Annotated in this window: 16 protein-coding genes; 7 read left to right on the forward strand and 9 right to left on the reverse strand. The window is 64.9% G+C overall.

Going from position 1 to position 17,622, the window contains the following annotated elements; genetic code table 11:
• Positions 1-187 precede the first annotated feature (187 nt).
• Together EHH60_RS14000 and EHH60_RS14005 are read right to left on the reverse strand one after the other, a co-directional pair.
• Entirely contained in the window at positions 188-1,774 is a 1,587-nt protein-coding gene (locus EHH60_RS14000) for a DHA2 family efflux MFS transporter permease subunit (protein WP_124160030.1), read from the reverse strand.
• A 202-nt stretch (positions 1,775-1,976) separates the two neighbouring features.
• A complete protein-coding gene (locus EHH60_RS14005) occupies positions 1,977-3,287 on the reverse strand; it encodes an HlyD family secretion protein (protein ID WP_124160031.1) in 1,311 nt (436 codons plus the stop codon).
• Between the two features lie 195 nt (positions 3,288-3,482).
• On the opposite strand from EHH60_RS14005, the gene EHH60_RS14010 reads away from it, so the two are divergent.
• Positions 3,483-4,118, forward strand: coding sequence for a TetR/AcrR family transcriptional regulator (locus EHH60_RS14010; RefSeq protein WP_124160032.1), 636 nt, complete (start codon positions 3,483-3,485; stop codon positions 4,116-4,118).
• A gap of 43 nt (positions 4,119-4,161) precedes the next feature.
• Positions 4,162-4,494, forward strand: a complete 333-nt coding sequence (locus EHH60_RS14015; RefSeq protein WP_124160033.1) for a DUF6665 family protein — start codon at positions 4,162-4,164, stop codon at positions 4,492-4,494.
• Positions 4,495-4,522: 28 nt separating this feature from the next.
• Here EHH60_RS14015 and EHH60_RS14020 read toward each other — a convergent pair whose 3' ends face one another.
• Entirely contained in the window at positions 4,523-5,728 is a 1,206-nt protein-coding gene (locus EHH60_RS14020; RefSeq protein ID WP_124160034.1) for an extensin-like domain-containing protein, read from the reverse strand.
• A gap of 327 nt (positions 5,729-6,055) precedes the next feature.
• Entirely contained in the window at positions 6,056-7,048 is a 993-nt protein-coding gene (locus tag EHH60_RS14030; protein ID WP_124160036.1) for a hypothetical protein, read from the reverse strand.
• Between the two features lie 495 nt (positions 7,049-7,543).
• Between EHH60_RS14030 and EHH60_RS14035 the strand changes: the two genes are divergently transcribed.
• Positions 7,544-8,335 (forward strand): DUF2147 domain-containing protein, encoded by a 792-nt coding sequence (locus EHH60_RS14035; RefSeq protein WP_124160037.1) that lies wholly within the window; start codon positions 7,544-7,546, stop codon positions 8,333-8,335.
• A gap of 321 nt (positions 8,336-8,656) precedes the next feature.
• Positions 8,657-10,048, forward strand: a complete 1,392-nt coding sequence (locus EHH60_RS14040; RefSeq protein ID WP_199751465.1) for a FecR domain-containing protein — start codon at positions 8,657-8,659, stop codon at positions 10,046-10,048.
• Between the two features lie 68 nt (positions 10,049-10,116).
• On the opposite strand, the gene EHH60_RS14045 is transcribed toward EHH60_RS14040, so the two are convergent.
• Positions 10,117-10,680, reverse strand: coding sequence for an NUDIX hydrolase (locus tag EHH60_RS14045; protein ID WP_124160039.1), 564 nt, complete (start codon positions 10,678-10,680; stop codon positions 10,117-10,119).
• 3 nt (positions 10,681-10,683) lie between these two features.
• Complete coding sequence (asd, locus tag EHH60_RS14050; RefSeq protein WP_245454489.1) at positions 10,684-11,610, reverse strand: archaetidylserine decarboxylase; 927 nt, start codon at positions 11,608-11,610, stop codon at positions 10,684-10,686.
• Positions 11,611-11,645: 35 nt separating this feature from the next.
• Here asd and EHH60_RS14055 point away from each other — a divergent pair, with 35 nt between their 5' ends.
• Entirely contained in the window at positions 11,646-13,310 is a 1,665-nt protein-coding gene (locus tag EHH60_RS14055; protein ID WP_124160040.1) for an aminotransferase class III-fold pyridoxal phosphate-dependent enzyme, read from the forward strand.
• A 236-nt stretch (positions 13,311-13,546) separates the two neighbouring features.
• Here EHH60_RS14055 and EHH60_RS14065 read toward each other — a convergent pair whose 3' ends face one another.
• From EHH60_RS14065 to EHH60_RS14075, 3 genes are all read right to left on the reverse strand, one after another.
• On the reverse strand, positions 13,547-14,206 hold the full coding sequence (locus tag EHH60_RS14065) for a hypothetical protein (protein WP_124160042.1): 660 nt from the start codon (positions 14,204-14,206) through the stop codon (positions 13,547-13,549).
• A gap of 122 nt (positions 14,207-14,328) precedes the next feature.
• A complete protein-coding gene (locus tag EHH60_RS14070; protein WP_124160043.1) occupies positions 14,329-15,018 on the reverse strand; it encodes a class I SAM-dependent methyltransferase in 690 nt (229 codons plus the stop codon).
• Between the two features lie 33 nt (positions 15,019-15,051).
• Positions 15,052-16,104 carry a glycosyltransferase family 4 protein gene (locus tag EHH60_RS14075; RefSeq protein ID WP_124160044.1) on the reverse strand — a complete coding sequence of 351 codons (1,053 nt, stop codon included), beginning with the start codon at positions 16,102-16,104 and terminating at the stop codon, positions 15,052-15,054.
• A 273-nt stretch (positions 16,105-16,377) separates the two neighbouring features.
• Here EHH60_RS14075 and EHH60_RS14080 point away from each other — a divergent pair, with 273 nt between their 5' ends.
• Entirely contained in the window at positions 16,378-17,094 is a 717-nt protein-coding gene (locus EHH60_RS14080) for a L,D-transpeptidase (RefSeq protein WP_124160045.1), read from the forward strand.
• A 109-nt stretch (positions 17,095-17,203) separates the two neighbouring features.
• Positions 17,204-17,620, forward strand: a complete 417-nt coding sequence (locus EHH60_RS14085) for a c-type cytochrome (protein ID WP_502697406.1) — start codon at positions 17,204-17,206, stop codon at positions 17,618-17,620.
• Positions 17,621-17,622 lie beyond the last annotated feature (2 nt).

A 17,622-nucleotide genomic window follows, 5' to 3' on the forward strand; every position in this document is an offset into this window, starting at 1 on the left:
TGCAAATCTCTCCCCGGTTCGAATGAATGAGGTGCGCTTTATAGATGTGTCGTTTGCGATTTGCAACGGGGCCCACGCGAGATCACGGACGAGTGTTGCAATTTGGTGCGCCTCGCCGCCGCACCAATCTCCGCCAGATGCTGGATCGCCCGGTCAAGCCGGGCGACGACGGCGAACGTGGAGCAGGCTAGTGCGCGTCGCCGCCGGCGCCGAACGGCGAGGCCGGCTTGTTCAGCAGCGCGACCAGCAGGCTGAGACCGAGATAGAACAGCGTCAGCATGAGGAAGGTGTCGCCGAAACTCATCACCACGGCCTGGCGATGCACGAGCTGGGAGAGCTGCTTCATCGCCATCAGCGCGGAATCGCCGAGCCCCTGGAACTTCTGCATGAACATGTTCAGGGTTTCGGTCGCGGCCGCATTGCCCCAGGTCACGCGTTCCTGGAGGCGCGTGATGTGCAGGTCGGTGCGATCGTTGAGCACGGTGTTGATGACGGCGAGGCCGACCGCGCCGCCGAGATTGCGCATCAGGTTGAACAGGCCGCTCGCGTTCTTCACCTTCTCGGGCGCGAGGGTGCCGAGCGCGACGTTGTTGGTCGGCACCATCGCGAACATCATGCCGATGCCGCGCAATATCTGGGGCACCAGCAGCTCGTAGAAATCGTAATCGCGCGTGATCCACGTCATCTGGTAGGAGCCGATCGCGAACACGATCAGGCCGAAGGCGATCATGTAACGCATGTCGACCTTCGCCATGAGACGGCCGACCAGCGGTGCGACCAGGAACATGGTGATGCCGGAGACGAACATGGTCTCGCCGATCATCAGTGCGCTGTAGCCCCGCACCTCGGCCAGATAACGCGGATAGATGTAGGTCAGGCCGTAGAGGCCGATGCCGATGCAGAACTGCAACGTGCAGCCGACGGCGAAATTGCGATCGGAGAAGGTGCGCAAATTGACGATCGGCTCGTCCGCCGTGAACACGCGCCAGAAGAAGGCGATCGCCGAGATGGCGCAGATCCAGGCGCAGATCGCGACCGAGGTATCCTGCATCCATTCATATTGCGGGCCTTCCTCCAGTACATATTCCAGCGTGCCGAGGAAGCTGGCCATGAACAGCAGGCCCCACCAGTCGAAGCGGTCGAGCAGTTCGAAGTGCGGCTCGTCGAAATCCACCAGCGCCAGCACGCCCAGGGTGATGCCGATGCCGGGCAGCACGTTGATGAAGAACAACCAGTGCCACGACATCAGGTCGGTGATGTAGCCGCCGACCGTCGGCCCGATGGTCGGCGCCAGCGTCGCGACGAGGCCGATGATGGGGCCGACGATATGGAATTTCGTCCGCGGGAAGACGGTGTAGGCCGAGGCGAACACCGTCGGAATCATGCCGGCGCCGAGAAAGCCCTGCAGCGCGCGCCAGAGGATCATCTCCTCGATCGTGGTGGCGAAGCCGCAGAGCAGGCTCGCGGCGGTGAAGCCGGCCGCCGAGATCGCAAACAGCAGCCGCGTGCCGAAGGCGCGCGACAAAAAGCCGGACAGCGGGATCGCGATCACCTCGGCGATCAGATAGGCGGTCTGGACCCAGGAGACCTCGCTGGAGCTCGCCGACAGCCCGGCCTGGATCTCGCTGAGGGAAGCCGAGACGATCTGGATGTCCAGGATCGACATGAACATCCCGAACACCATGATGATGAACGCGAACAGCCGCTTCGGCGCGATGCGCTCCGAAGCGGGATCCGCCATGATGGCAGGTGAAGCGGTGGTGGCGGTGGCCATGTGTCAGCTCTGACTGGAGCGGCGGGCTCTTACCTCTCCCGCTTGCGGGAGAGGTCGACGCGCTCGAAGAGCGCGGCGGGTGAGGGCTTTCTCCTCTTGGGGAGTCTCCCTAGAGGAGACACCCTCTCCCCAGCCCTCTCCCGCAAGCGGGAGAGGGAGCGCACCTGCATTCGGAGCAGCGGCGCGGCTCATGTCATCGCCCCTACTGCGGATGGCCCGTGGGATCGTCGAGATCGACCTCGCTGTCGGCGTCGGCGGCGCCCTTGTTGGTGTCGACGGTCGCGTAAACCGACATGCCGGCGCGGAGAAGGTTCTGCTTGGCCACCGACTTCGGCACGCGAATGCGGACCGGCACGCGTTGCACGATCTTGGTGAAATTGCCGGTGGCGTTGTCCGGCGGCAGCAGGGTGAACACCGAGCCCGCGCCCGCCGCGATGCTGTCGACGACGCCGGAGAACTTGCGCATGCCGTAGGCGTCGACCTTGATCGTCACCGGCTGGCCGGGGCGGATACGCTTGAGCTGCGTTTCCTTGAAGTTGGCGTCGATATAGACGTCGTCGAGCGGCACGATGTTGCCGAGGCGCTGGCCGACCGCGACGAAGTCGCCGGTGTTGACCAGGCGATTGGAGAACGTGCCGTTGACCGGCGCACGCACCGCGGTGAAGCCGAGGTCGCGCTCGGCCTTGGCGAGCGTGGTCTTGAGCTCGGCGAGCTGGGCCTGTGCTTCGGCCTGCTGCGCTTTGGCTACATCGACATTGCTGACGGCAACGTCGTAGGCGGCCTGCGCGGCCTTGACCCCGGCGGCGCCCTGATCGCGTCCGGCTTCCGAGCTCTCGAAGGTGGCGCGCGAGGCAAAGCCCTTGCTGCTCAGCGCCTGCTGGCGCTCATAGTCGAGGTCGGCGCGCTTGAGGCCCGCTTCCGCGGAGACGAGCTGCGCCTTGGCCTGCGCGACCTGGCTGTCGAGCGCGGCGACCTGGCGGCCGATGCGATCGATGGTGGCCTGCTGGGTCGCGATCTTGGTCGCGGCGGCTTCGACCGCGATCTTGTAGTCGCCGTCGTCGATGCGAAAGACGATGTCGCCGGCACGGACCGGCGTGTTGTCACCGGCGAGGATCGAGGAGATATGGCCGGCAACGCGCGCGCCGAGCATGGTGTTGTTGGCGCGCACATAGGCGTCGTCGGTCGAGATATAGAAGCGGCCGACCAGCGTGTAATAGCCGGCATAGCCCGCAACAGCGAGCGCGAGGACGAGGCCGACGCCCATCAGGACGAATTTGCGCTTGCCGGATTTGGGCGCACCGGCGGCGGGCGCGCCTGGCGCGGGTGCAGACGGCTTGTCGGTCACGGGCTGGTCTGGCGCCACCGGGGCCGGACGTCTGGTTTCCTCCGGTACATGAGCGCGCAACTGCCCGGCAGGGGATGCGGCTGTCTCGGACGCAGCATCATCGCCCGACTGCTCCTCCACCGCTCCCTGGCGAAGGACGCGAGCCGTCTGGTCTCTCGATACGGCCATAAAGGCCCTCCCCAAAATAAGTGCGAGCAAGGGGCCGCTGCGCAGCCGGTTCCTTCTCGCTCATTTCAAGTATCATTGACCGAACGGTTCGGTCAATGTAAACAATTTTCGCGGACGGGACCGTACGACCTCGAAGGCTTTATTCGGGTTTCATCGACCTGATCCGGTCCGAAAACCTTCCGAGACCCTAAACCAATGGTTGCATTTGCCAAGGAACATCCGCAGGTTGTCCATGAAGAGGACAGCTCCAAGCGCCGCCAGATCCTGGACGGCGCCCGCAAGGTGTTCATGGACCTCGGTTTCGACGGCGCCAGCATGGGCGAGATCGCACGCGCCGCGCAGGTCTCGAAAGGCACGCTCTACGTCTACTTCGCCGACAAATGTGCGCTGTTCGAAGCCATCCTCGAGCAGGAAGCGCTTCAGCACGGCCAGGTCGTGTTCAATTTCGATCCCACCCGTGATGCCAAGACCACGCTGAAGGAGTTTGGCCTCGCCTACCTTCACCTGGTCTGCCGGCCCGGTGGCGGATCGGCGATCCGCACCGTGATGGCAATCGCCGAACGTATGCCGGATGTCGGCCGCCGTTACTATGGGCGCGTTCTCGACAAGTCCATCAACCGCCTCTCCAGCTATCTCAAGGCCCGTGTCGCCGCGGGCGATCTCGATATCGACGATTGCGATCTCGCCGCCTCGCAGTTCATGGAGCTGTGCAAGGCCTCGCTGTTCCTGCCCTTCGTCTTCCAGGCCGCGCCCGCGCCATCAGAACAGCGCATGACCGAGGTGGTCGACAGCGCAACGCGGATGTTCCTGGCCGCGTACAAGACGACGTAGCAGCGCGTTGCGCATACGGGCGGGGCGGCACTATATTGCAGCCATGTCTCGTGATCTTCGCCCCCCGGTCGATATCCTCCACTACGAGATCGTCCAGGAACAGGCCTCCGCACTTGGACGGATGGGCCGCGCGCTCGAACAGAGCCTCACGCGCTTGCGCGAATTCGACGCTGCCCACGCACACCCCGAGGATCCGGCCTCAATGCAACCGGCCAGGCGCAAGCTGGTGATGGAAGCCGGTGACGCGCTTTGGATGTTCGTCGTCCAACGTGAGGCGTCCGGCTTGCGCGACAGCCGCCATATCATGCGCACCTACAACGTCCCGAGCGAGGTGCAGCGGTGCATGGGGCTGCCTCCGTCGAAGCCGGCCTCGTAGTGATTTCCGGCAGATCTGCAAAAGAAGGCTACTCGTCGACGTACTCGTCTTCTTCGCGCTTGCGCGCCATGCTCTTGCGCGCACCCAGCGCGCCGGTGATGGAGGGATCGCGCGCGTTGGCATAGGGGTTGCGCGACTGCGCGCGCGCGGCGACCTCCTCGCCGGACACGGCGGCAGGCTGGCAGATCAGGCGGCGGCTGGCGCGGCGCATCAGGTCGACGTGAATGTGATCGTAGTGAAAGACGTTCGAGCCCGGCGCGAGCACGGTGGTGAAATGCGCACACGCTCCCGATTGCACGTCGCGCAGGAAACCCTGTTCCTCCGGCATGCCGCGCCAGCCGTCCTTCACGGTGACGCGGCGGCCGTCGGCGAGCACGAAGGCGGAAATGTCGAGCGCGTTGCCGAAGGCGTGCTCGGAGATGTGGGCCCGCGAGTTGCCGTTCATGCCGCGGCACGAATAGGCGGAGATCTGCTTGATCTCGGCGACGCGGACGCCGAACCAGCGCATCGCCGAGGGCTGCACCGTGTCGGCGAGCCAGCGGTCGAGCTCGGACACGATCGGACAGGCCAGCGTCGCCGTCGGCTTGATCGCGACGGGCCCGACCGCTGTGACGGGATTGCCCTGCGCCGGACCAAGGCGCGGCAGTGGCTGCTGCGCGGGCGCCTGCGAGTAAGGCGCAGGACGAGCCGGATAGCTCGGCGCATTCATGTAGCGCGCAGCCCCGGCGGCATCGGTGCCTTCGGGCGGCAGATCGATTTCGTCCTCCTGCGGCGCTACGCCGGGCGCGTTCAGCGACATCGGCCCGGTGGAGGCCCCATAGCCGGACGGCTGGCGCGGCGCGCTCTCGGGATAGTTCGACCGCGGCGGATAGGAGGAAGCCGGGTAGTTCTGACCCTGCGGATAGTTCGATTGCGGCTGTGTTACGGGCCAGCGCGGCTGGTTGCCGATGCTCCCCGGCGGACGCAATGGCTCGTCGGCAAAGCCATAGGTGCTGGAGGCTTCGCCGATCGCTGCGACCTTGAGTGGAAACTCGGCGCCGCACTGGCCGGGGCCGGAAATCGGGTCGATGCGGACGATGTCCGCACTCTCCTTCACCGCGCCCGATTTCAGGCATGCGGCTTCCGCCTCGGCCCGCCACGGTTCGCGTTCGGCCTGGAAGAAGCCGCGACCGCAACCCGCTAGCGAAACAAGGACGATGGAGCCGACGAGATACAAACGAACTCCGCGCGTCATGCACGCACGTTCGGTGAATTTACTTAAAGACTCTTCAACATGTTGATTTCATGCTTCTTTAACCACGTTGGGCGGCGCACGGGCGAACCAGCGGCAGCAGGTCTGACTTTTTCCGGTTGCAACTCTCTGTTAACCAAGCGTCCCGCAAACGAGGAGCATCCTATGACCTTCGTTGGGAGACTGAGCGTTGTGACCGCCTACCTCGCCATGGCCTTCGTCGGTGCCATCGTACTCGGCATGATCTAGAAGCGTTCACTGGCCGCATCACAGCCTGCCATCAGGCCGCCGAGGCTCTAAAGCGGTGTGAATGCCAGCCTGAGCCGAGCGCTAGCCAACCGAGCTCTGCATCAGCGAGTGAAACATCAGGTATCGTGGCATGGCGCCGTGGACGAACAGCGATGCGCCCGGGACCGCTGCGACGTTGGGATCAAGAACGTCGAGGAAGCTCGACGACTTGCCGAGGTCCTGCCACCGCTGCAGGGGAATGTGGATCCCCTTGTTGAGGCGGAATTCCTGCACGACCTGGTTCAGCTTCACCGGCCGCTGGTCGTAGGTTAACACTTTCGGGGCGAAAGAGCGCAATCCCTCGCTCTTGTCCTTGCTCGTCGAGAAGCGGCCGTCATAGTCCCACACCTCTTTCAGGACGGGCTTGAGGTCCTTGGCTTTGTGCAGGAACGTGCTCATGTATTGGACGCCGGCGCTGTAGCTCGCCGTGATCACCTCCTTGAGATCCATATCCTCGCCTTTCCGTCCTGGAAAACGCTGGTCGCGGATATGCCTCAGGATCAACTCGATCAAATCCTTCCACTTGTCCGGAAACACGCCGCACGTTTCCGTCGACGCGAGGCTGAAGATCGGCATGATGAGCACGATCTTCTTGTTCGACGCGGCGAGCTGGGCGCCCTGCTGCTCGCAATAGCGGTAGATGCTGTGCCAGCCGCCGGTCTGGGCCGCGTACTGTCCGTCGTCGTATCCGGCCCGTTGTGTGGGCAGCGGATGGAAGAAGATGAGCGCGCGGGTGAACTCGGTCGTGCCGTCCGGCACCACGGCGCATACGCGCGCCGGCAACCCTCTCGCGTATGCAAACACAAAATTCCTGAACCCGTTGTGCCCGGTGGTCCCCGACCGCAACACCCTGTCGGCCACGACCGTATCCGGAGCGGCGACCTGGAGCCTGTCGTTCGCCGGAAACGCCTTGGCGCTGGGGTGATCCTTGATTTCACGAATCATCGGGACGCTCTGCGTCTCGAGCGGCCTCTTTGGCTCCCGCTCGACTTCACGCGGCGAGCGGTACTCCAGCTCGGGAACGTCTTTCACCATGCGTGACCCCTTGTTCGTCGTGGACGGAGGAGCGCGTCAGTGACGGCTGGCTGCGCAGGAAGGCAGAGCGATCAATTCAGAAGCCGGAGCGATCAAGTTAATCGAAGGGCTACAGGGAGTCCAGAAGTCGAGGCGGCTGCAAATGGGCGAGAAGCGGACAGCGTCGACACATCTGACGCGAATGATGGATATCAGTTGCCCAATTGAGAAGGCCGCGACGATATTCATTCCCAAGAACGCGTAGCACGATTCACTGCTCCCGATAACGAGTTGCTATTGCTCCGGGTCACGGCGCTTGCCGGTCTGGATGGCTTTCTCCGCAAGACCGAGCAAGCAGCGAGACGCTGTTACGACCGCGAGCCGCCGGACACTTCGCGCTGCGCGGCCGTGACTTCAGTCACAGAGGGAGCGAGGCTTGCTGCCTAGAGTCGAACCAGGCTCGCTGGCTTGGCGACATAGACCATACCCGCTCAAGGCTGCATCTTTGGAGGTCTCATGAAGAAGCTCTATTTCGCCGCCACCGCGCTGTTGCTCGCATCCACCGCCGTGGCGCATGCCGGCAACGTGATCACCTTCCAGATCGAAGGACAGAAGATCCAGATCCAGGCGCCGAAGAATTGCAGCTCGCTGAACTGCGTCACGATCGTCGCGCCTGGCCTGTCCAAGAAGCCGATCACGCTGAACAATCTCGATTTCAATGATTTCGGCTCCGAGGACGATGATGACGACACGACGTCCGGCGCGACGATGACGGCGCAGGGGGCGCGGGCGCCGACCGCTCAGCAGCCGGCACCGCCGACAGCGGTCCAACCGACCGCGCCCGCCGCGCCCACGGTCACAGCGCCGGCCGCGCCGTCAGTTGGCTTCAACGCTGCGCCGGCAGCGGCACCGGCGCCGGTCGCAGCACCCGCTCCCGTCGCGGCACCCGCACCGGCCGTCACAACGTCGGCGCCTGCGCCGGTTGCCGCTACCCCTGCTCCTGCTCCTGCTCCTGCGCCTGCTCCGGTCACGCCGATCGGGCTGTGGGCGACCGAAGAGAACAAGGGCAATGTCCGCGTCGAGCAGTGCGGCGCCAATCTCTGCGGCTATGCCGAGAAGACCAACGAAAAGATCCTGATCAACATGAAGCCCAACGGCGCCAAGTGGAGCGGCCGTATCCACGATCCCGACTCCGGTCGCAACTACGACTCCACGATCGCCATGAAGGGGCCGAATGCGATGCGCGTGCAGGGCTGCGCCTTCGGCGGCATGTTCTGCGGCGGCCAGACCTGGAAGCGCGTGAGCTGACACCGACGGTGTCATCCCGGGGCGACGCCAAGCATCGAACTATGGTGCGCAATTGCGCACCTGGGGATCTCGCGCGACAGCCTCACTCTGTCTTCTCACCCTGAGGAGCCCGCGCGGCAGGCGTCTCGAAGGGCGAGGCCCAGATTCCGGCCTGCATGGTTCGAGACGGGCGCAAGCGCGCTCCTCACCATGAGGGGATAGAGTGCCCTCTGTTGTTCGCCTCTCCCCTGCGGCACCTATTCATCCGCCATTCAGCTGCGCCCGGCTGAAATCCGCAGCTCTCGCCTCGCGTTCTTTCACCGGGACTGTTTCGTGGATCTGATGGTGGTTCGGCGCCGCTTCGCGTTCGCGCTTGTGCTGCTGGTCTTGTCGTTGGCTGGCAGCAACGCGGCTTGTGCATTCGAGGCCATCGAGCTCGCCCAGGCGCAGCCGCAAGCACAGCCGATACCCGGCCCCTCCCCGACGCCGTCGGCCTCACCGACACCCGCTGCAGACGCACAGCCCGCCGCCGTCGAGCCGATCGGCAACGTCGCGACGGTGACGGGGATCGCGACCGTGATCCGCGACAAGAACTCCTATCCGCTGCGCGTGCGCGACGACATCTATCTCAACGACGTGGTGCAGACCTCGTCGAACTCCTCGCTCGGCATCACCTTCCACGACGCCACCACGTTCAATCTCTCGGCCAGCGCCAGGATCACCATCGACAATTACGTCTACGAGGACGGCGGCAGGCAGAATTCGGCGATCTTCGACGTCGGCAAGGGCACGGTTGCCTTCGTGGCGGCAGCGGTGGCGAAGACCGGCGACATGAAGATCACGACGCCGACGGCAACGCTCGGCATCCGCGGCACCACCGGCGTCATCGAGGTGCCGGAAGGCGCGGCGGCGACCAGGGCCGGCAACGTCAACATCAAGCTCTATCCCGACGCCGATGGCCGGGTCGGCCACATCGACGTCGACGACCGCAGCAGCGGCACGCGGCTCGGCGCGCTGACACGGGCGTCCAGCGGCTTTGCGATCCGGCCCGATGCACGCGGCGCCCGCGGCGTCATGCGCTTTGCCGCGGTACCGATCACAATTCCCGCGCAGCAGATCGCGCGCGACCGCGGCTTCGTCAGCCAGGTGCATCTGGCGCAAACCACAGGCCGGCAGATCGTCGCCGAGCAGCGCGACTTCCGCCGCGCCAATCCGGGCGCGCTCAGCCGCATTCCGCGGCCGGTCCAGCCGCAGCAGCAGCAATTGCGGCCGACGACACCCGGACAACAACCACAGCGCCAGAACGGACAGCCCGGTCAGGATACCCGCCCGGGTCAGCAGAAGGGCACACCAGGCCGCCAAGGCGCCCAGCCGCCGCGGCAGGGACAAGGCGGCGCCGTGCAGCCAGGCACGCCGCGCGCCGGTCAGGGGCAGCAGCGACAAGGCGAGCAGGGACGCGTGCCTCAACGCGAAGGCCGGCAACAAGGCACGGGTCGGCCGCCCGTTGCTCCAGGCATCGGACAAGGCATGCAGCCCGATGGCGGACAGCAGACACAACCGCAAGCACCGCGCAGGGGATTGCAGCCTGGCCAGCCAGCTCGACCACCTGCTTCCCAACAGCCAGGCGGCATGCAGCGGAACGGTGGCTTCCAGCAGCGCCTGCCCGGCGCACAACGCCCCGCAGCGGCGCGCAGGCTGGCGCCGGCCCCGAGGGACAGGAGAGAGCGGCGGTGACAGAGTCGCCTCAGCGTGAGGCGCGGCGTTGAGGGAAGTCAGCTCTTTCGCCTCGTCATTGGGAGCGCTCACGCCTCGCCGCGCAGCCACGCCTTCACTTTCTGCAACAAGCCGTGGCGCAGCTCGTCGACGGACGCCGCCTCGGCCGGCGTCAGCGTCTGCAAGGCGGTATCGATGTCGTCGGCGGCTTGCGCCGGCTCGGGCGGCGGCGATGATGTCAGTCCCGCCGCCGCAAGCGCGATCGGGCCAACCTGGTTGAGGAACGCGCGCTCATATTCGCGCGACAGACGTCCGATCGCATCGTCCAGCGTCAACCAGTCGACCGCCTTGATGTCGTTCATGAGCTTGCGGACCGGCCCGCCGTCAGCCTCCATCCGCCAGAAATGCACGACCTTGGAGCGCCCGCCGGACTGATCGACCAGCGTGCCCAGGAATTCGTGCACCGCGACGTTATGGCCGGTCTCCTCCAGCACCTCGCGGTGCGCGGCCTCCTTCGGCGTCTCGCCGTCGTCGAGCTTGCCCTTGGGCAAGACCCATTCGTTGCGCTTGCGCTGGCGCACGACCGCGATCAGCGGCGCCGAGCCACGCAGCAGCACAATACCCCCCGCGGCCAAGACCGGCGCCCGCGCCATCGCTCACACATCCGAAATCGTCGTCCCCCGAGGACGATATAGGCAGCAGGGACGGCGGATTGAAGGCTCCTTTCTTCTGAGCAGCGCCTGCCCTGCGCGAATACGCGTGCCTTCGGCGATGCCGTTGCAGAAGGTGAAATCGCCGGGCGCCAGGATGATGATGGTCGAGCCGTGCTCGAACCAGCCGAGTTCCTCGCCCTTGGCCACGTTGACGTCACAGGGGAAATTGACCGGCCCCGTCGTCTGCGCGTTCAGCACGATGTCGAGGAAGTGCAATCGGATGCTCGCGACCAGGATCGCGGCAACGGGCACCAGTGTCACCGCTTCGCCGGTCGAAAGGTGGGTGCGGATCACCGCGCGCTCGTTCTTGCAGAAGAGACGTTCGACGCGCTTGAGCGCGATCGGGTTGACGTTCCAGACATCGCCATGGATCAGCGTGACGCGTTCGATATGTGCATCATAGGGCGCGTGGAAACGGTGATACATGCTCGACGTCAGCCGCAGCGTGACGAAGGAGCCGTTGCGGTGCTGATCCACAAGCGCGGAGTCGCCGAGGAGATCGAGCAGCGAATAGGGCGCGCCCTTGACCTGGAACAGTTCGGTGTCGGCGATCCTCCCGTGGGCGCCGACGATGCCATCCGAGGGACTCGCCACCACGGCCGGATCCGCATCGAACGGCCGCAGGCCGGGCTTCAGCTCCCGGGTGAAGCAGTCATGCAGGCTCTTGAACTGCGTCTTGCGCGCCTCCGACAGGTCGAGGTCGGAGAACAGCTTCCACAGCGCGATCGAGAAGTCCCGCACGATGGGATTCTCGATCTTGGAGAACCACCCCATGAAGCGCGTCAGGGCGGCGCGGGGGATGCGGTTGGTCAACAGGAAGTTGAGGTCTTCCTGCTGGGTGAAAGAGGCGATGAGGGCTTTGACTGTCATGAATCTGTCAGCTCGCAGGGTTAGCGCTTGTTGTCATGGAAACGACACTCCCGATTCTCTCGATGTCCGTGGCCGCCGCAGCGTCCGCTGCCGCCGCCTTCCCGAAGCTCAAGGCGCGCATCGAACTCTCCCGCGCCAAGCACCGGTCGCTCGCCGGGCACTCCAAGATGTCGCGCCGGGTGGCGCGGCTGCTGCCGTTCTACGAGTTCGCGGATACCGACTATTTCTCGTGCGACGGCGCGCCGGCGAGCATCGCCACGCAGCGTAAGGACGGCTTCTTCCGTCTCGCCGCCCTCTACGCCGAGCGCTACCCCAGGGGACGCGCGATGACGAAGGAAGCGGCGGAGAAGATCTCCGACCTGAACTTCACCGAGAGCTACCGCGTGCCGTTCCAGTTCTCGCGTCTCGTCCGCGAGCACCTGGGCACCTCGACCTTCATGGAATCGTCCAGCGGCGTCACCGTCACGGATGTCGACGGCAACACGTCCTACGACCTCACGGGGTCCTACGGCGTCAACATCTTCGGCAACGATTTCTACAAGGAGTGCATCGAAGGTGCCGAGAAGCGCGCGCATGCGCTCGGCCCCGTGCTCGGTCCCTATCATCCCGTCATCCTGGAGAACGTGCAGCGGCTCTGCCGGATCTCCGGCCTCGACGAAGTCTCGTTCCACATGTCCGGCACCGAAGCCGTGATGCAGGCGGTGCGGCTGGCGCGCTACCACACCAGGCGCACCCATCTCGTCCGCTTCGCCGGGGCCTATCACGGCTGGTGGGGCGACGTACAGCCCGGCGTCGGAAATCCGATTCCCGCGCACGAGACCTACACCCTCGCCGAGATGTCGGAGAAGACGCTCCACGTGCTGCGCACGCGCAAGGATATCGCCTGCGTGCTGGTCAATCCGCTGCAGGGCCTGCACCCGAACGCCAACGCGCCCGGCGATTCCTCGCTGGTCGACTCTTCCCGCGGCGGCAATTTCGATCGGGCCGCCTACACGGAGTGGCTGAAGAAGCTGCGCGAGGTCTGCGACCAACGCGGCATCGTCTTGATCTTCGACGAGGTCTTCGTCGGCTTCCGCCTCGCCGCCGGCGGCGCCCAGGACTATTTCGGCGTCAAGGCTGACATGGTGACCTACGGCAAGAGTCTCGCCGGCGGCCTGCCGGTCGGCGTGGTCTGCGGCAAGCGCGAGCTGATGCGCCGCTTCCGCGACGATCGTCCCGCCGACATCTGCTTCGCCCGCGGCACCTTCAACTCGCATCCCTACGTCATGACGGCGATGGACGAGTTTTTGAGCCGGCTCGCCAGCCCCAACTTCCGCGCCGTCTATGACGGGCTGGAGGAGACCTGGAACGGCCGCGTCCAAAAGCTCAACCAGATGATGGAAGGCGCCGACCTGCCGGTGCGGTTCGCCAACTTTTCCTCGATCTGGACGGTGAAGTACACCACGCCGTCCCGCTACAACTGGATGCTGCAATACTACCTGCGCGCCGAGGGCCTGGCGCTGAGCTGGGTCGGCACCGGCCGGTTGATCTTCAGTCTCAACTACACCGACGCCGACTTCACCGAAGTCGCCGAACGCTTCGTCCGCGCCGCGCAGAAGATGAAGGCGGACGGCTTCTGGTGGCACGATGGCGCGCTCACCAACAAGCAGATCAAGCGGCAGATCCTGAAAGAGATGCTGGCGAAGCGCTTCGGGCGCTGAGGCCGCTCCTACCACCCTCACTGTCATTCCGGGGCGATGCGAAGCATCGAACTCCGGTGCGTAATTGCGCACCTGAGAATCTCGAGATTCCGGGTTCGGTTCTTCGAGCCGCCCCGGAATGACGGCGCTTGTTGCAGCAGCTCTGGAAATCGCATCCCCCAAGACGTGGATGCCCGGGACAAGCCCGGGCATGACGTAACCATCAGACATCGGAGTGCGTCGTGCGAGCAGCGCGTTCAGGCGTGCTGCTCTTCGAGCACGGGCTCGCCGATCAGGCCCAGCGTATGCTCGGGATTGAGATGCAGGCCGGGGTCCATGAGCTCGCCGCGCATCAGCGCCAGCGGCGCCTTGCGATAGAGCATCAGGTCGTGGAACGGATCGGTCAGGATCTTGGTCATCCAGACGAGGCCGGTCTCGACGTCGCGAATGAAGAACAGGTGCACGGTGCGGAACAGAAGGCCGCCGCCGCCGATCACCAGCCAGATCTTGGCAACCTGCCGCATGAAGTCGGCTGCGCTCGCCCACGGCGTGAACAGGCCGAACAGCGTTGGATCCACGAACAGCACCAGCGGCGAGAGCGCCCAGATCGCCATCAGCACCACCTTGCGCTGCAGGTTATAGCCGACCTTGATCTCTTCCTTGTACTCGTGCGTCGCCTGGTTGATGTGATCGTAATCGTGCGGCTCGAAGAAGAAGTGACCGGCCTGGCGCGAGGTCATCGAGACCAGCCAGCCGACCAGCGCCGAGACCACGGGGTCGATGAACAGCCAGACATAGGCGAAGAGGAAGCTCAGCGCGCTGACGAAGTGCAGGCTCTGATTGATGCGGCTGTGGTGATAGTAGCGATGGTCGTCCCAGCGCTGGATCCGCAGCTGCTCGAGATAATTCTTGATCATGCTCTTCCCCAATTGCTTTCGGGTCCGGGTTACAGGGATTCGATGTAGGCCGTGTGACATCATCATTTTGTCATGTGACGATGTGCAGCGGCGCGATGACGCACGGGCTCGTGAGCTTCTGATCAAGCGGCCTTGGCGACGCCGACCTTGCGGAAGCGCACTAGCGAGAAGTGACCGAGCGGCGGAATCAGACGGCGCTCGGCAAGCTCGATGCCGTTCGCACCGGCGAGCCATTTGGCGTAACGCGACCAGGCGAACTCGGCGGTGCGGAAGCCGAGCGGCCGCACCACCGGCTGCAGCTTCTGCTCGATGAAGCGGCGCATGCCGGTGTCGGCGCTGACGCGGGTGAGGATGATCAGCTCGCCGCCGGGACGCAGCACGCGGGCGAATTCGTCGAGCGCTTTCTCCGGGTTCGGCACGGCGGTGACGACATATTGCGCCATCACGACGTCGAAGGAATTGTCCGGGAATTCGAGCTTCTCGGCGTCCATCACCGCGAGGCCCTCGACGTTCTTCAGCTTCTGCTCCTTCACCCGGCGGCGCGCCTTGTCCAGCATCGCTTCCGAGATGTCGGTGCCGAAGATGCGTAGGTTCGGCGCATAGAGCGGCAGCGAGATGCCGGTGCCGACACCGACTTCGAGCACACGGCCGCCGATCTTGTTGGTGGCCGCGATCGCGGCCTGCCGCCCCTTGGCGAACACGCCACCGAACACGAGGTCGTAGACGGGCGCCCAGCGGTCATAGGCCTGCTCGACCGTGCCACGGGTGAGGTCGAGCTGCTGCGTGCCGTCAAGGTTCATGATCTTAGCCATCGATGGGGTTCTCGCTGTGGTTCGAATTGATGATCAGCTGCGCACCGGCCGCCGCGCCATGCGAGGCGAGGCACGCAAGACGCGGCTGGGTTGAAGAGAGGTGAGATTGCCGACAAACTGGCGCGCGCTGTTCTCCCAGGAGCGCTCCAGCGCGAAATTGCGGCAGGTGTTGCGCGACATGGTGAGCGCGCGCAGGCAGGCGGTGCGCAGATCGTGGTCGATCGCGCCGATCGGGTGATCGGCGATGACGTCCTTCGGACCCGTCACCGGAAACGCCGCAACCGGCGTGCCGCAGGCGAGCGCCTCGAGCTGCACCACGCCAAAGGTATCGGTCAGGCTCGGAAACACGAAGACGTCGGCAGCGGCGAGATGCGCGGTCAGACCCGCACCCTTCTTCTCGCCAAGGAAGACCACGTCCGGATATTTCTTTTCGAGCGCCGCCTTCTGCGGGCCGTCGCCGACCACGACCTTGGTGCCGGGCAGGTCGAGCGAGAGGAACGCTTCGAGATTCTTCTCCACCGCGACGCGCCCCATGGTCATGAAGATCGGCCGCGGCAGGTCGAGCCTCGCCGGAGAATCGGGATGGAACAGCTCGGTGTCGACGCCGCGCGTCCAGAAGCCGAGCCGCTTGAAGCCGCGCTCGGACAGCTCCTGCCGCAGCGAGGGCGTCGCCACCATCGTCATGGTGGCGGCATCGTGGAAGTGGCGCAGCACGGCATAGCCGACGGCGGCCGGGATGCCGGTCCGCACCGCGACATATTCGGGAAAGCGCGTCGTGTACGAGGTGGTGAAGGCGAGCCGGTTGCGGCGGCAATAGGCCCGCGCCGCCCAGCCGATCGGGCCCTCGGTCGCGATGTGCAGCGCGTCCGGCGCCGCCCTCTCGATCCGCCGCGCGATCTCCTTGGCGCTCGGCAGCGCAAAGCGCAGGCCGGGATATGTCGGCAGCGGCCAGGACGGAAAGCCGTCGGGGGTGAGGAAGTCGATCTCGACGTCGAGGGCCTTGGCCGCATTCGCCAGCGAAGTCAGCGTCCGGACCACACCGTTGACCTGCGGATGCCAGGCGTCGGTCGCGATTAATACCCGCATGGGGAAATCCCGAGAGTTTGATGATTCTCAGGCATCGACCATCAACGAAGGATATTTCAGGCGTGTGACGTCACAGAAGTGTCGGCCGGCTGTTTTGTTCGTTAACGGGCGCGCGGAGCCACGAAACCGTCATGAAACATTCCTTTCCGCGACGAAACCGTTTTCGGTTTTCCGCGCAAATGTCCCGAAACGTTTCGCCGTTAGGACTTGAGGCAACGGAGCACCGAAATGGTGCCGCGGTGAGCAGAAACACCGAGCAAACAGGGGCGACCAATGTTCAATCTGGATACGTTCAAGACGTTTTCGCGCGCCGTTGCGTTCAGTGCAGCCGCGATCTCCGCAATCGCATTCACAGGCGCAGCCAACGCCGCGCCCGCGCAGCTTTTCCCTCTCTTCCAGCCGCTGCCGTCAATGGCCGCACCGCAGCCGATCCAGCCCTATCAAGCCTATCAGGCAACGCCTTACCAGGCCGCGCCCTCGGAAGATCAGGACACGGTCGAGATGCCGGCCCGCTTCCGCCGCCAGACCGTCTCCTATGCAACGCGCGAGGCGCCGGGCACCATCATCATCGATACGCCCAACACCTATCTCTACTACGTGCTCGGTAACGGCCAGGCGCTGCGCTACGGCATCGGCGTCGGGCGCGACGGTTTCACCTGGTCCGGCATCCAGACGGTGAGTCGGAAGGCCGAATGGCCGGACTGGACCCCGCCGCCCCAGATGATCGCCCGCCAGCCCTATCTGCCGCGCCACATGGCCGGTGGCCCCGGCAACCCGCTTGGCGCCCGCGCCATGTATCTTGGCAGCACCATCTACCGCATCCACGGCACCAATGCGCCCGAGACCATCGGCAGGCACGTCTCCTCCGGCTGCATCCGCATGACCAACGAGGACGTCACCGACCTCTATTCCCGCGTCAATGTCGGCACCAAGGTGGTCGTGCTGCCGATGACCGAACGCAGGGCCGAGCTCGGCGCTGCGACACGCTGAGTGGCCGGACATTGTGACGCAAGCGGCCCCGGAACCCGCCGGGACCGTCTTTGTTTGCCCTCGACATCCCGGCGCGCTTGCTACGGCGCGATCACCGATGGAGGCGCAAATGCAACCACGCCTGCAACACTCGTCAAGAGCATGGGTGCACGCGATCGGCGCCGGGGCACTGACGCTTCTCTTGTCATCACCCCTCTCGCTCGCGCAGCAACCCGCGAGTGACGACACAGGCCAGCAGGCCTTCAACAATTCCTGCCGCACCTGCCACTCCGTGAAGGAGGGCGATAATCGCCTCGGTCCCAACCTCAACAAGATCGTCGGACGCAAGGCCGGCGCGCTGCCGAACTACAACTACTCCTCGTCCATGAAGGAAGCGGGCTTCGTCTGGGACCAGGACAAGCTCACCCGCTTCATGGTCAAGCCGGACGAGGTCGTGTCCGGCCACAAGATGCAGCCCTATGGCGGCGTCTCGGCGGAGGAAGCGAGCAAGGTGTTTGCGTATCTGCAATCGACCGGCAGCCAATAAGA

It is taken from the genome of Bradyrhizobium sp. RP6 (assembly GCF_003837805.1).
In the GTDB taxonomy this organism is placed as follows: Bacteria; Pseudomonadota; Alphaproteobacteria; order Rhizobiales; family Xanthobacteraceae; genus Bradyrhizobium.

Excerpts from the sequence above, each read along its gene's own strand:
- EHH60_RS14035 (WP_124160037.1), top strand. The coding sequence starts at position 7,544 with ATGAAGAAGCTCTATTTCGCCGCCACCGCGCTGTTGCTCGCATCCACC.
- EHH60_RS14070 (WP_124160043.1), bottom strand. The coding sequence starts at position 15,018 with ATGGCTAAGATCATGAACCTTGACGGCACGCAGCAGCTCGACCTCACC.
- EHH60_RS14065 (WP_124160042.1), bottom strand. The coding sequence starts at position 14,206 with ATGATCAAGAATTATCTCGAGCAGCTGCGGATCCAGCGCTGGGACGAC.
- EHH60_RS14015 (WP_124160033.1), top strand. The coding sequence starts at position 4,162 with ATGTCTCGTGATCTTCGCCCCCCGGTCGATATCCTCCACTACGAGATC.
- EHH60_RS14020 (WP_124160034.1), bottom strand. The coding sequence starts at position 5,728 with ATGACGCGCGGAGTTCGTTTGTATCTCGTCGGCTCCATCGTCCTTGTT.
- EHH60_RS14055 (WP_124160040.1), top strand. The coding sequence starts at position 11,646 with ATGGAAACGACACTCCCGATTCTCTCGATGTCCGTGGCCGCCGCAGCG.
- EHH60_RS14010 (WP_124160032.1), top strand. The coding sequence starts at position 3,483 with ATGGTTGCATTTGCCAAGGAACATCCGCAGGTTGTCCATGAAGAGGAC.
- EHH60_RS14075 (WP_124160044.1), bottom strand. The coding sequence starts at position 16,104 with ATGCGGGTATTAATCGCGACCGACGCCTGGCATCCGCAGGTCAACGGT.
- EHH60_RS14080 (WP_124160045.1), top strand. The coding sequence starts at position 16,378 with ATGTTCAATCTGGATACGTTCAAGACGTTTTCGCGCGCCGTTGCGTTC.
- asd (WP_245454489.1), bottom strand. The coding sequence starts at position 11,610 with ATGACAGTCAAAGCCCTCATCGCCTCTTTCACCCAGCAGGAAGACCTC.
- EHH60_RS14040 (WP_199751465.1), top strand. The coding sequence starts at position 8,657 with ATGGTGGTTCGGCGCCGCTTCGCGTTCGCGCTTGTGCTGCTGGTCTTG.
- EHH60_RS14045 (WP_124160039.1), bottom strand. The coding sequence starts at position 10,680 with ATGGCGCGGGCGCCGGTCTTGGCCGCGGGGGGTATTGTGCTGCTGCGT.
- EHH60_RS14030 (WP_124160036.1), bottom strand. The coding sequence starts at position 7,048 with ATGGTGAAAGACGTTCCCGAGCTGGAGTACCGCTCGCCGCGTGAAGTC.
- EHH60_RS14005 (WP_124160031.1), bottom strand. The coding sequence starts at position 3,287 with ATGGCCGTATCGAGAGACCAGACGGCTCGCGTCCTTCGCCAGGGAGCG.
- EHH60_RS14085 (WP_502697406.1), top strand. The coding sequence starts at position 17,204 with ATGCAACCACGCCTGCAACACTCGTCAAGAGCATGGGTGCACGCGATC.
- EHH60_RS14000 (WP_124160030.1), bottom strand. The coding sequence starts at position 1,774 with ATGGCCACCGCCACCACCGCTTCACCTGCCATCATGGCGGATCCCGCT.